This window comes from Streptomyces sp. UG1 (assembly GCF_049974585.1).
Classification (GTDB): Bacteria; Actinomycetota; Actinomycetes; order Streptomycetales; family Streptomycetaceae; genus Streptomyces.
On sequence record NZ_JBNGGG010000047.1, the window covers coordinates 73506 to 85666 of the forward strand.

Annotated in this window: 13 protein-coding genes; 4 read left to right on the top strand and 9 right to left on the bottom strand. The window is 72.2% G+C overall.

Translation table 11 applies throughout. From position 1 onward, the window contains the following. Window positions 1–65: 65 nt before the first annotated feature. From def to ACP4J3_RS40775, 8 genes are all read right to left on the bottom strand, one after another. Window positions 66–716 (bottom strand): peptide deformylase, encoded by a 651-nt coding sequence (def, locus tag ACP4J3_RS40740; RefSeq protein WP_426541549.1) that lies wholly within the window; start codon window positions 714–716, stop codon window positions 66–68. A 75-nt stretch (window positions 717–791) separates the two neighbouring features. Then, a complete protein-coding gene (locus ACP4J3_RS40745) occupies window positions 792–1772 on the bottom strand; it encodes a tetratricopeptide repeat protein (RefSeq protein WP_426541551.1) in 981 nt (326 codons plus the stop codon). A gap of 109 nt (window positions 1773–1881) precedes the next feature. Further along, entirely contained in the window at window positions 1882–3123 is a 1242-nt protein-coding gene (locus ACP4J3_RS40750) for an HD-GYP domain-containing protein (RefSeq protein WP_426541553.1), read from the bottom strand. After that, complete coding sequence (locus ACP4J3_RS40755) at window positions 3120–4664, bottom strand: HD domain-containing phosphohydrolase (protein ID WP_426541610.1); 1545 nt, start codon at window positions 4662–4664, stop codon at window positions 3120–3122. The genes ACP4J3_RS40750 and ACP4J3_RS40755 overlap by 4 nt, the downstream gene beginning before the upstream one ends. A 106-nt stretch (window positions 4665–4770) precedes the next feature. Continuing rightward, window positions 4771–5073 carry a mycothiol system anti-sigma-R factor gene (gene rsrA, locus ACP4J3_RS40760; RefSeq protein ID WP_426541555.1) on the bottom strand — a complete coding sequence of 101 codons (303 nt, stop codon included), beginning with the start codon at window positions 5071–5073 and terminating at the stop codon, window positions 4771–4773. After that, entirely contained in the window at window positions 5070–5765 is a 696-nt protein-coding gene (sigR, locus tag ACP4J3_RS40765; protein ID WP_426541557.1) for an RNA polymerase sigma factor SigR, read from the bottom strand. Before sigR ends, rsrA begins: the two co-directional genes overlap by 4 nt. Window positions 5766–6023: 258 nt before the next feature. After that, window positions 6024–6653, bottom strand: a complete 630-nt coding sequence (locus ACP4J3_RS40770; RefSeq protein ID WP_426541612.1) for an alpha/beta family hydrolase — start codon at window positions 6651–6653, stop codon at window positions 6024–6026. Window positions 6654–6687: 34 nt separating this feature from the next. Further along, on the bottom strand, window positions 6688–7503 hold the full coding sequence (locus ACP4J3_RS40775) for an SOS response-associated peptidase (RefSeq protein ID WP_426541559.1): 816 nt from the start codon (window positions 7501–7503) through the stop codon (window positions 6688–6690). Window positions 7504–7717: 214 nt separating this feature from the next. Here ACP4J3_RS40775 and ACP4J3_RS40780 point away from each other — a divergent pair, with 214 nt between their 5' ends. The 4 genes from ACP4J3_RS40780 to ACP4J3_RS40795 all read left to right on the top strand — a co-directional run bounded on the left by ACP4J3_RS40780 (window position 7718) and on the right by ACP4J3_RS40795 (window position 11361). Beyond that, window positions 7718–8440 carry a M50 family metallopeptidase gene (locus ACP4J3_RS40780; protein WP_426541561.1) on the top strand — a complete coding sequence of 241 codons (723 nt, stop codon included), beginning with the start codon at window positions 7718–7720 and terminating at the stop codon, window positions 8438–8440. A gap of 143 nt (window positions 8441–8583) precedes the next feature. Beyond that, window positions 8584–9900: a 3-phosphoshikimate 1-carboxyvinyltransferase gene (gene aroA, locus ACP4J3_RS40785; RefSeq protein ID WP_426541563.1), complete on the top strand. Its 1317-nt coding sequence runs from the start codon at window positions 8584–8586 to the stop codon at window positions 9898–9900. A 17-nt stretch (window positions 9901–9917) separates the two neighbouring features. Then, entirely contained in the window at window positions 9918–10928 is a 1011-nt protein-coding gene (gene rsgA / locus ACP4J3_RS40790) for a ribosome small subunit-dependent GTPase A (protein WP_426541565.1), read from the top strand. A 109-nt stretch (window positions 10929–11037) separates the two neighbouring features. Then, window positions 11038–11361, top strand: coding sequence for a DMT family transporter (locus ACP4J3_RS40795; RefSeq protein ID WP_426541567.1), 324 nt, complete (start codon window positions 11038–11040; stop codon window positions 11359–11361). A 173-nt stretch (window positions 11362–11534) separates the two neighbouring features. On the opposite strand, the gene ACP4J3_RS40800 is transcribed toward ACP4J3_RS40795, so the two are convergent. Next, the gene (locus ACP4J3_RS40800; protein ID WP_426541569.1) at window positions 11535–12146 is read right to left on the bottom strand and encodes a TetR/AcrR family transcriptional regulator; all 612 of its coding nucleotides are present in this window, start codon (window positions 12144–12146) and stop codon (window positions 11535–11537) included. Window positions 12147–12161 lie beyond the last annotated feature (15 nt).

A 12161-nucleotide genomic window follows, 5' to 3' on the forward strand; every position in this document is an offset into this window, starting at 1 on the left:
CGACGGACATGCGAACGGCGCCCGGCCGGAAGGGGAAACCGGACCGGGCGCCGTGCGGAGGAGACTCAGTCGTTGGCGACCACGGGGTAGCGGGGCTCGTTCTCGGCCATCTGCCGCAGCGCGTCCTTGCGCTCGCGCTTGGAGAGACGGTCGATGTAGAGGTAGCCGTACAGGTGGTCGGTCTCGTGCTGCAGACAGCGGGCGAAGTAGCCGGTGCCGCGCACCTTGATGGGGTTGCCCTTCTCGTCCTGCCCGGTCACCTCGGCGTAGTCGGGGCGGGCGAGTGGCGCGTACGCGGTCGGCACGGACAGGCAGCCCTCGTTGCTGTCGTCCAGGCGGCGCCGGTCGGCGGGCAGCTCCACCAGCTTGGGGTTGCAGACGACGCCGACGTGCCGTGCGCCCTGGTCGTCCTGGCAGTCGTAGACGAAGACCTTCAGATCGACGCCGATCTGGTTGGCGGCAAGCCCCACACCCTCGGCGGTGCGCTGCGAGGCGAACATGTCCGCGACCAGTTGGTCCAGCTCGGCGCCGAACTCGGTGACGTCCTTGCACTCCCGGTGCAGGACCGGGTTCCCCACGACGGTGATCGGCCGCGAGGTGCCGCGCTCACGCCAGGCGTTCTCGCGCTCCTCCGTGTCCTCGGTGTCGACGACGAACCCCTCGTCGTCCACGGGAAGCACGCCCGCGTGCTGCTGCTCGGTGTCCTGCTGGGCCATGGCCTACGGATGCCTTCCTGCACAAACAAATGAAACGAAGGGAGCTGTGATGCTGATACAGGGTACGGGGAATCCTCAGCAGACCTCTTCGAGATCCCGCCAGTCCCTGGAGTCCGGGCTGTCCGCGACCCACCCGTCCAGCAACCCCCGGACCAGCGAGGCCGGCGCCGCCACCCCGCACTCCCGCTCCGGTACCCAGAGCTGTCCGTCGGTCCGGTGCCCCAGGGGCCCGGGGTGACCCGGTTCGCTGTGGTCATGCGGGTCCAGGTGCTCCCCGTCACCCTCGTCCGAGGGCATCCGTGACTCCGAACACATCCGGCACAGCAGCCGCACCGACGACGACCAGTCCTCCGCGGCGAACCCGGCGTCCGCCGCGAGCTGCTCCAGCGCGTCCCGGTCGGCCTCTGTGGCGGCCTCGAGGAGCACCACCCAGGTCGGCACCGGCGACGGCGCCCACAGCTCGATCTCGTCGAAGACCGGGTAGGCGTGCCCGGAGGCCGTGGTCCGCTCGCCATGCGGCACCCCGTCGTGCAGCACGACCTCGCCCCAGCGCCGCCCGGACGACGGCAGCGGAATCGACAGCACCTCGATCCGGGCGGGGTCGAGCCGCCGCCCCCACACGACCTCGGCCTCCCCCTCCGGGGACAGCCGTACGGCCGCGCTGCCCAGGTCCATGCCGACCGGCTCACCGGAATCGGTCGCGCCGCCCGGCACCCGCAGCCCGTACGCCTGCCAGGCCCGCCGGGCCAGCGGCCAGTCCTGCAGCGCGGTGGCCGCGATGCCGACGTTCCACCAGTCGGGCGCCCCGGTCTCCCGGTCGAGGAGCGCCACGGCACGCAGTCCGGCCGCCCGGGCCTGCTCCCAGTCGTGCCGGAACTTGTGCAGCAGCGCGAGGTTGAACCAGGACTCCGAAAGCCAGGGCTCCAGATCGGCGGCACGTGTCAACAGCGCGCCCGCGTCCTCGTACCGGCCGTCGCCGATGAGCGTGAACGCCCGGTCGGTGGCCTGCCGCCAGGAGGCGGAGGGCCGGTGCCGTCCCTTGCCGAAGATCCTCACGATTCCCGCCTGCCAGTTCCGTGGAGATGGGCTGGCTAGTGCTGCCCCCGGACACCCTCTCATTCGCATCCAACCACGTACGGCTGGAAGGGCGCTCATTACCCATGGGTTACCCAGCCCTGGGCATCATCAGACAGTCTCTGGACAGTACCCGTGCGAGCGACTCGACCACCTCCGGCGAGTACTCCCCCGCCGTCCCCAGCCGCAGCTCCTCCAGCGCCTTCAGCGGCCCGCCGGGCCCCGCGTCCCGCGCCTTCTCCTCGTAGGCGTTGACCGCCCGCACGATCCGCGCCGCAAGCGGCTGCTCCGGGCAGGGGTCGGCGATGCGCTCCACGACCATCGCGACCTGCGGGTTCACCCCGGTCTGCCGTACCACGGCCCCGCCGAGCAGCGCGATCCGCCGCTGCTGTGTGACGGGCAGCTCGGCGGTGGCACCGGCCGGCACCGGGTCGACCAGGCTGAGCTGCCCGATGTCGTGCATGAGGGCGGCGTACTCCAGCACGGTGAGCTCGGCCTCGGACAGGCCCAGGTCCCGGCCGACCGCCCGGCTGAGCGCGGCGACCCGCCGGGCGTGTCCGGCGGGGGTGTACCCGGCGATCTCGGTGGCGCGGGCGAGGGAGGCGATGGTCTGCCGGTAGGTGGTCCGCACGGCGGCGCAGCGGCGGAAGGACATCTGGGTGAGCAGCAGCGGCAGCGAGAAGACGGGCAGCGCCCACAGCCCGACCACGGCGACCGCGAGCGCCATCACCGCGCCCGTCGCGCAGACGGCCGACCCGATGCCGAGGGTCGCCCGCAGCTCGTCCCGCAGCAGCGGCCCGAACGGCCATCGGGTGCGCGAGTGGGCCAGCGCGGCGGCGAGCAGGGCGTCGCACAGGCACGTGAGGGTGAGGATCGCGAGCAGGAGCAGCGCGTAGGGGGTGCCCCAGCCGTGGAACGTGCCCTGGTTGAACAGGGGTTGGAAGCAGACGGCGGCGAAGCCGACGGTGAGCACGCGCCGGGCGAGGTGGTCCAGGACGGGGCGTCCGCGCGCGATGTGCGGCACGCTGCCGAGCAGCGAGGCGACCACGACGACGCCGATGACCTGTGCGACACCGTGCCGGGTGGGCTCCGAGCCGTTCTCCCCCAGCAGGGCGTACGACAGCGCCGCGGCGGCGCCGAGCGGTGCGGCCTCCCTGCCCTCGGCCCCGGTCCACCGGGTGAGTTCGCCGAGGGTGATGAGGGCGCCGAAGGCGAGGGCCGTGCCGCGCTCGTCGAGGCCGGTGGGCAGGACGCCGAGCAGGCAGCCGGCGGCGAGGAGGGCGGCGCAGGCGTGGACGACGGTGAGCAGGGCAGGTGGTCGCGGGCCACTCATCGGTGCACTCCGGGGACATCGGCGGCCGACGGCCGGACAGCGGGGCCGGGCGGCTCGTCGGCGGTCACGGCGGGATGCCAGCCGTGCCGGCCGACGGCGCGGACGAGGGCCGTGACCATGCGCGGGTCGAACTGCGAGCCCGCGCACTTCTCGAGCTCCCGCAGCGCCACGGGCACGGGCCGGGCCCGCGAGTAGGACCGGGTCGACGTCATCGCGTCGAAGGCGTCCGCGACCGCCACCACCCGGGCCGACTCCGGGATCTGACTTCCGCTCAGCCCGTACGGGTACCCGGTGCCGTCCAGCCGTTCGTGGTGGTGCAGTACGGCGGCCCGGGCCTCGCCGAGGAAGGAGATCCCGCGGACCATCTCGTGCCCGTACTCGGGGTGCAGCTCGATCACCCGGCGCTCCTCGGGCGTCAGCGGCCCGCTCTTGCGCAGCAGCCGGGTGGGCACGCCCAGTTTGCCGACGTCGTGCAGGATCCCGGCGAAGCGCAGCACCTCGACACGCTCGTCGGCCAGGCCCAGCTCGCGCGCGATCATCAGGGAGGCCTGACCGACGCGCTCACTGTGGCCGCGGGTGTAGCCGTCCTTGATGTCGACGGCCTGGACGAGCGCCCGGATGGTCGCCTGATGGGCCGCGCGCTCCCGGTGGTACTGGGCGAACGCCCACCACGACACGCACATCGGCAGCAGCACGAGCAGCGCGGCGACCGGTCCGAAGGGGCTGCGCCAGAGCACGGCCATCATCAGCCCGGCCAGCCCGTGCACGGCGATCGGCGCGAGCGAGCGCAGGAACTGCCCCCGCCAGGCACGCCGTACGGGCACGTGTTCGGCCAGCGCCACGATGCCGCCGTCCAGCAGGACCAGGGTCAGGGCGAACGCCAACACGGCGGCGCCGGCGGGCAGCAGCGCGTACGGGAAGTCGGCGGCGACCACGGCGTCCTGCTCGCCGAGTGCCCAGTGCACCCGGGCGGCCGCCCACACCGCGACCATGAGCCGCGCCGCCCGCCACACCCGGCGCAGCAGGGCCGGGCGCCCGGCGACCGGGGCCGGGGCCTGTGTCGGAAGTGACGCCGTCCGCGCGGAGGGCGGGCCGGGCGGCGGCGTTGGGGGTGCTCCCGCGCGAACTCGGGTTCGAGCGTGGGGGAGTGTGTTCTCGGCGTGCCGGGCGGAGGGCCTCGTTGATGGAGCGGACGTACTCGGGCTTTCGTCCGGCGCGGCGGGTGGGGGCACCTCCCGCGCCCTTGAGGCAGCGGGGGAGCGTGCCAGGCGTCGCCCGGCAGGCGTCACTTCCGACACCGGTCCCAGCAGCGCGCCCGGCACCGCGACCAGTGCCGCGGCGGCCGGTGGCAGCAGGAAGGCCCCGGCGAGGAGCACGGGATAGAACGAGCCGGACAGCCGCTCGCCCCCGGCGTAGAGGGCGGCGAGCAGGGCCACCGCCCACCAGGGGACGTGTGCCGTCGGCAGTGTGTGGGCGCAGTACAGAGCGGCGAGGACGACGCAGAAGACGTAGCAACGTGCCCGTGCGGGTGTCGCCTCCATACGCCCCTCCCAGGCCACGCGCTTCAAGCAACGGAGCCTAGGGCGGCCGGGGAGGTCCGCGGTCTTATGACCGGGGGATTAGCACGTTCGAGTGACGGCCGTGCGTTCAGGATTCCTGCGGGGTGGCCGTGACGTCGTGGTCGGGCACGGCCTGGCCGGAGCGGATCATGTCGAGCCGCCCCAGCACCTTGGCGCGCAGGTCGCTCGGCACGTCGTCATGTCCGCAGCACCGCTTGACCAGCTTCTTCACGGCCTGCTCGAGGCCGTACTTCTCCAGGCACGGCGAGCACTCCTCGAAGTGCTGCTTGAACTTGGCGCGATCGACGTCCGGCATCTCACTGTCGAGGAACTCGTAGAGATGGTCGAGTACCTCACTGCAGTCCGTCTCGTGCGGCTCTCCGCAGCTCATGAGCCCGAGCCTTTCGCTTCGTTCGACTCTCCGGCGCCGGCCGGGACCAGCCCGCGCTCACGAGCGTAGTCCTCGAGCATGCCGCGCAGTTGACGGCGGCCCCGGTGCAGCCGGGACATCACCGTACCGATGGGTGTCCCCATGATGTCCGCGATCTCCTTGTACGCAAAGCCCTCTACGTCGGCCAGATACACGGCGATCCGGAATTCCTCGGGGATGGCCTGGAGCGCTTCCTTCACGTCCGAGTCCGGCAGATGGTCGAGCGCCTGCGACTCCGCGGAGCGCAAGCCCGTCGACATGTGCGACTCGGCGCGGGCGAGCTGCCAGTCCTCGATCTCCTCCGCCGCCGAACGCTGCGGCTCACGCTGCTTCTTGCGGTAGGAGTTGATGAAGGTGTTGGTGAGGATCCGGTACAGCCACGCCTTGAGGTTGGTGCCCTCGCGGAACTGGTGGAAGGACGCGTACGCCTTGGCGTACGTCTCCTGCACCAGGTCCTCCGCGTCCGCCGGGTTGCGCGTCATGCGCAGCGCGGCCGAGTACATCTGGTCGAGGAATTCGAGCGCGTCCCGCTCGAAGCGCGCGCTGCGCTCGGCGGTCGTCTCCGTGGACATGCCCACGCTCGTGCCCAGGCCCTCGGGCTGCTCCGCCTGGCCGTTGTCGGTCCCTGCGTCGGTACCGGGAACCGGACCCACCTCCTCAAGATTGCGGGCAGGACCGAAGCCGGTCCCACTCGAATCGGAGGATAGACGACGATCCGTCCCCGCCGCCCCTCGAATAGGAGCGGTCTTGGCCGCGTGCAGCACCGTCCAGTCCAGGTCAGTGCGGCTGCTGCGGGCCGGGCAGAAGGTCGAACCCATGCGGCGGACTTCCTCTCCTACGACGTCTGCGCTGCTGGTTTCAGCACCGCTGTCCGCCACAACAGAGGGCGGGTCCGCAACATTCCCGAGGCTTTACCCCAGTGACCCGACCCACTTCACCACCGCGTCCGTGACGATCGCCACTGCCTCGTCCTGATCGAGCGGCGCCCGCTTGGGCACGGCGAAGGCGTGATCGCCGTACGCCACCTCGACCAGCTCGTAGTCGCCGTCGGGGAATTCCTCGGGCCTGCCGAACGGATCGTTCCCGCCCTGTACCACGAGGGTGGGCACCCCGGCGCCGAGCAGCTCGTCGGCGCGGGACTTCTCGGGCCTGCCCGGCGGGTGGAGCGGGAAGCTGAGGGCGAGCACGGCGCGCGCGCCGAGTTCGACGGCGGTGCGGCAGGCGACGCGGGCGCCCGCGCTGCGGCCGCCGGAGATCACCGGCAGCCCGGGCGCGGTGAGCGCGGGCCACAGGCCCCGCCAGCCGGCGTCGAGCGTCTTCGGCGCGGGCGCCACCTTCTTGCCGGCCACTCGCCAGGGCTGCTCCACGAGGGCGACGGTCACGCCGTGCGCCGGGAGGACCTCGGCGAGCGCCACGAGGTCGCGCGCCCCGATGCCGCCTCCGGCGCCGTGGCTCACGGCCAGAACCAGCCGTGCGCCGGCCGCCGGGTGCCAGGTGATGCGGGCGTCCCCCGCGTCGGTGCCAATGATCTCGGTCGTCACGTCGGGCCCGGTCGTCACATCGTCGGTCGTCACATCAGAAGAGTGTGCCCTCTTCGGGCCCGTCCAGCTCCTTCAGCAGCTCCGGGCCGTTGTTGCGGACGTTGCTGACCAGGGTGGAGACGGGGTAGGCGCGCATCAGTCCGGGCGGCGGCGGGTCGAGCAGGGTGCGCAGGTCGCCGGGGTCCGTGCGGGCCGGGTCGAGCCAGTCGTCCCAGCGGTCCGGGGTCAGCATCAGCGGCATGCGGGGGTGGATCTCGGCGAGCGTGTGCGGGCCGTCCTCGGGCGCGACGGCCAGCGGGGTCGTCTCGGCCTCCGTGGTGATGACGGAGCAGGTCACCCACCAGGCCTGCGGGTGCTCGTCCGGCAGCGTCTTGTCCCGCCAGAACTCGTACAGCCCGGCCATCGCGAACACCGAGCCGTCGGCGGGCAACACGAAGTAGGGCTGCTTGCGCGGCCGCTTCCGCTTCCCCTCGACCTCCAGGTCGCGCTCCTGCTTTCCGGTGACCCATTCGTAGTAGCCGTCGGCGGGGATGATGCAGCGCCGGGAGGAGAAGGACCGGCGGTACGACGGCTTCTCGTGCACCGTCTCCGCGCGCGCGTTGATCATCTTGAAGGCGCTCTCGGGGGTCTTGGACCAGCTCGGCACCAGCCCCCACTTCAGCTTGCGGAGCTGCCGGACCGGCCGGGGGTCCTCCGCGTCCTTCAGGGGACGGTCGAGGACGACGTGGACCTCCTTCGTCGGGGCCACGTTGTAGTCCGGTTCGAGGGCCTCCTCGGGCTCCCACTTCTCGATCTCGAAGATTCCCGCGAGATCCTCGGGCCTACGACTGGCCGCATACCGTCCGCACATCTGGAGCCGTCCCTCCCCGCCTGCTGTCGTGGCGAACCAGTGTCGCAGGTGGTGCTGCGCCCGCGAGTGCCCCGGGCGGCCCCGCGACCCCAACCCTGTGACCTGCACGTTCACCGCCAGGAACGATGGCTGCGGCGTCGGCGTCTCAGATAGCGTCCGGACTTCCGTGCAACACTGCCGCACTCCAGCCGACCACAGGGAGCCATCGCCTGACATGGACAGCACCGCATCCGCCTCGCTCGCCTCCCTCTGGGACGAGGTAGCCGGCACCCAGCCCGACCCTGACCTGTGGGTCGTGATCGCCACCCTGGTCGCCGCGCTCGTCGTGGTCGTCCCGCACGGCCTGTGGCGCCTGTCGCGCAACGCCATCACCATCGCCCACGAGGGCGGCCACGGCCTGATCGCGCTGCTGACCGGCCGGACCCTGACCGGCATACGCCTGCACTCCGACACCAGCGGCCTCACCGTCAGCCGAGGCAAGCCGCACGGCATCGGCATGATCCTCACCGCGGCCGCGGGCTACACGGCTCCGCCGCTGCTGGGGCTCGGCGGCGCGGCCCTGCTGGCCGCCGGCCGGATCACCCTGCTGCTGTGGCTGTCCACCGCCCTGCTGGTGGCGATGCTGGTGATGATCCGGAACGCGTACGGGGCCCTGACGGTGTTCGTCACAGGCGGCACGTTCCTGCTGGTCTCATGGCTCACCGGGCCGCAGGTCCAGGCGGCGTTCGCCTATGCGGTGGTGTGGTTCCTGCTGCTGGGGGGCGTACGCCCGGCGTTCGAACTTCAAGCCAAGCGCGCTCGCGGGGGCGCCGGGGACTCGGACGCGGACCAACTGTCGCGGCTGACGCACGTACCGGCGGGTTTGTGGTTCTTCCTGTTCCATGCGGTGTCGCTGTGCTCGCTGGTAGGCGGGGGAAGGTGGCTCTTGGAGTTGTGACGCGCCCCGAACGGACGGCGTCACAGGGGCGCGGGGCCGCGTCGGTATGCGGCTCCGCCGCGTGGGCGCGACCAGCCACAACGGACCCGCAGCCGACAGGCCGACAGACGGCCTGCCCAACCCCCTCCTTATAGAGTGGGCGCATGGCCCCGAACCCCACGCACACCGCCCTCTGGCCCGCCCCGCACGCGAGCGGGGCCGTCGACGCGACGGTCCACGTCCCGGGGTCCAAGTCGGTCACCAACCGCGCCCTGGTCCTCGCCGCCCTGGCGAGCGAACCCGGCTGGCTGCGCCGCCCCCTGCGCTCCCGCGACACCCTGCTGATGGCTCAGGCCCTGCGCGCGATGGGCATCGAGATCGAGGAGGGCGTCGGCCCCGACGGCACCGGCGAGGCCTGGCGCGTCCTGCCGGCAGGCCTGCGCGGCCCGGCCACGGTCGACGTCGGCAACGCCGGCACGGTGATGCGCTTCCTGCCGCCGGTCGCCGCGCTGGCCGACGGCCCCATCCGCTTCGACGGCGACCCGAGGTCGTACGAGCGCCCCCTGCACGGCGTGATCGACGCCCTGCGCGCCCTGGGTGCCCGGATCGACGACGACGGCCGCGGCGCGCTGCCGCTGACGGTGCACGGCGGCGGTGCGCTGGAGGGCGGCCCCGTGGAGGTCGACGCCTCGTCGTCGTCCCAGTTCGTGTCGGCGCTGCTGCTGTCCGGCCCGCGTTTCAACCAGGGCGTCGAGGTCCGCCACACCGGCTCCACGCTCCCCTCCATGCCGCACATCCGGATGACCGTCGACATGCTGCGCGCCGTCGGCGCCCAGGTGGACACTCCGGAGTCGGGCGGCGAGCCGAACGTCTGGCGGGTCACGCCGGGCGCCCTGCTCGGCCGTGATCTGACCGTCGAGCCGGACCTGTCCAACGCCCAGCCGTTCCTGGCGGCGGCGCTGGTGACCGGCGGCAAGGTGCTCATCCCGGACTGGCCGGCCCGCACCACCCAGCCCGGTGACCGGCTGCGGGAGATCTTCACCGAGATGGGCGGCTCCTGCGAACTGACCGAGTACGGGCTCGTGTTCTCCGGTTCCGGCTCGGTCCACGGCATCGACGTGGACCTGAGCGAGGTCGGCGAACTCACTCCGGGCATCGCGGCGGTCGCGGCCCTCGCCGATTCCCCCTCGACCCTGCGCGGCGTCGCACACCTGCGGCTGCACGAGACCGACCGCCTGGCCGCGCTGACCAAGGAGATCAACGAACTCGGCGGCGACGTCACCGAGACCGCCGACGGTCTGCACATCCGACCGCGCAAGCTGCACGGCGGGGTCTTCCACACCTACGAGGACCACCGCATGGCCACCGCCGGCGCGATCATCGGCCTCGCGGTCGAGGGCGTGCGGATCGAGAACGTGGCGACGACGGCGAAGACCCTGCCGGACTTCCCCGAGCTGTGGACCGGGATGCTCGGGGCGTAGGACGCGGGGATACAGTCATGCGCCGCTACGGCAAGCACACCGACGAGGACGACATCCGTACCCGCCCCGGCCGCCGGGGCACCCGGCCCCGTACCAACATCCGGCCCAAGCACGAGGACGCCGCCGAGGGCATGGTCCTCACCGTCGACCGGGGGCGGCTGACCTGCCTCGTCGAGGACCGGGTCGTGCTGGCGATGAAGGCCCGCGAACTCGGCCGCAAGGCGGCGGTGGTCGGTGACCGGGTGGCGCTGGTCGGCGACCTGTCCGGCAAGAAGGACACCCTCGCGCGGATCGTACGGATCGAGGAACGGTCGTCGCTGCTGCGCCGTACCGCCGACGACGACGATCCCTTCGAGCGCGTGGTCGTGGCCAACGCCGACCAACTGGCCATCGTCACCGCCCTCGCCGACCCCGAGCCACGGCCGCGGCTGATCGACCGCTGTCTGGTGGCGGCGTTCGACGGCGGCCTGGAGCCGCTGCTGGTGCTGACGAAGTCGGACCTGGCGCCGCCGGACGAACTCCTCGAGCTGTACGGGGCGTTGGACATCCCGTTCGTCGTCACCAGCCGTGAGGAACTGGCGGACGGCGGCGCGGCGGACCGGGTGCGCGAGCATCTTCACGGCCGGGTCACGGCGTTCGTCGGGCACTCGGGCGTGGGCAAGACGACGCTGGTGAACGCGCTGGTGGCGGAGGAACGCCGGCGTACGACGGGGGTGGTGAACGCGGTGACCGGGCGGGGCCGGCACACGACGACGTCGGCGCTGGCGCTGCCGTTGACGGAGGTGGACGGCTGGGTGATCGACACTCCGGGAGTGCGCTCCTTCGGGCTGGCGCACATCGATCCGTCGCGCGTGATCCACGCGTTCCCCGACCTCGAGCCGGGAACCGAGGGCTGCCCGCGTGCGTGCAGTCATGACGAACCGGACTGCGCGCTCGACGACTGGGTGGCACAGGGGCACGCGGACCCCGCGCGGCTGTACTCACTGCGGCGGTTGCTGGCCACCCGGGAGCGCAGGGAAGGCGACTGACCTCCGCGTTGTTTGCCTGGCTGTACGTCCGGTAAGGGCATAATCGCACCGAGCCGGATCCAAGCCTGATGAAGCGGTCACTGAACGTGGGGATACGGGAGGACAGCACATGGCGTGGCTGCTGGTCATTGTGGCGGGGCTGCTCGAAACCGGCTTCGCGGTCAGTCTGAAACTGTCACACGGTTTCACCCGGCTCTGGCCGACCATCGCGTTCTGCGTCTTCGCCCTCGGCAGCTTCGGGCTGCTGACGCTGGCGCTGAGGAAGCTGGACGTGGGGCCGGCGTATGCGGTGTGGACCGGGATCGGGGCGGCGGGCACCGCGATCTACGGGATGGTCTTCCTCGGGGACATCGTCTCGACGCTGAAGATCGTGTCGATCACGCTGGTGATCGTGGGGATCATCGGGTTGCAGTTGTCGGGGGCGGCGCACTGAGCGCTCCGCTGGAAGTGCCACGATGTGCCGTCGTTCGCCTGCGGACTCGTCGTGGCTGGTCGCGCCCACGCGGCGGCAGCCGCATGTCGACACAGCCCCGCGCCCCTTTGGGGCGCTGCCGAACCACAGTCGACTTCGCCAGGTCCGCTCGGGGCCCGCACCAGGCCCCGGGGTCAGACCGCCAACTGCCGGTGCAGCGCGCTGCGTACGAGGTCGGCGACGCCGCCTTCGCCGGGTGGGGCGGCGACGCAGGACAGGGCGAGCCGGGCGACGAGTTCGCAGGAGCGGGCGAGGTCGGCGGTGTCGGACTTGTTGCCCGCGGGGCCGGTCAGGACGGACACGGCCCGGTCGCGCACGATGGCCACGAAGTCGCCGGGTGACGGGAGGGGGCCGTCGGCGCGGCGCTGTGCCGGGACGGCGGAGGAGGACGGGACGGCGGACAGGGTCGGGGAGGGCAGGCGTTCGCTCCAGCAGCCGGTGAGCATGGCGCGGACGAGCGCGTTGTCGCGGGCGTGGGCGGCGGTCCACTCGGCGGTGGCGGTGAGGCGGTCGCGGGCGTCGCTGGGGGTGGCCAGGGCGCGGTCGACGCCGGCGAGGTAGCCGTCGGCCTCCCTTCTGACGAGCGCGCGGGCCAGCCCTTCCTTGCTCCCGAACTCGTTGTACAGCGTCTGCCGGGAGACTCCGGCCGCCGCGGCCACGTCCACCATCCGCACGGCGGACCACGGCCGGCGCGCCAGCGCCGTGTACGCGGCGTCCAGCAGGGATTCCCGCGCTGCAGGCATCATCGCCTCCCGAGGACG

Coding starts and splice junctions, on each gene's coding strand:
- ACP4J3_RS40750 (WP_426541553.1), bottom strand. CDS start 3,123: ATGAGTGGCCCGCGACCACCTGCCCTGCTCACCGTCGTCCACGCCTGC.
- ACP4J3_RS40755 (WP_426541610.1), bottom strand. CDS start 4,664: ATGGAGGCGACACCCGCACGGGCACGTTGCTACGTCTTCTGCGTCGTC.
- ACP4J3_RS40795 (WP_426541567.1), top strand. CDS start 11,038: ATGGCGTGGCTGCTGGTCATTGTGGCGGGGCTGCTCGAAACCGGCTTC.
- ACP4J3_RS40780 (WP_426541561.1), top strand. CDS start 7,718: ATGGACAGCACCGCATCCGCCTCGCTCGCCTCCCTCTGGGACGAGGTA.
- rsgA (WP_426541565.1), top strand. CDS start 9,918: ATGCGCCGCTACGGCAAGCACACCGACGAGGACGACATCCGTACCCGC.
- rsrA (WP_426541555.1), bottom strand. CDS start 5,073: ATGAGCTGCGGAGAGCCGCACGAGACGGACTGCAGTGAGGTACTCGAC.
- ACP4J3_RS40800 (WP_426541569.1), bottom strand. CDS start 12,146: ATGATGCCTGCAGCGCGGGAATCCCTGCTGGACGCCGCGTACACGGCG.
- aroA (WP_426541563.1), top strand. CDS start 8,584: ATGGCCCCGAACCCCACGCACACCGCCCTCTGGCCCGCCCCGCACGCG.
- def (WP_426541549.1), bottom strand. CDS start 716: ATGGCCCAGCAGGACACCGAGCAGCAGCACGCGGGCGTGCTTCCCGTG.
- ACP4J3_RS40775 (WP_426541559.1), bottom strand. CDS start 7,503: ATGTGCGGACGGTATGCGGCCAGTCGTAGGCCCGAGGATCTCGCGGGA.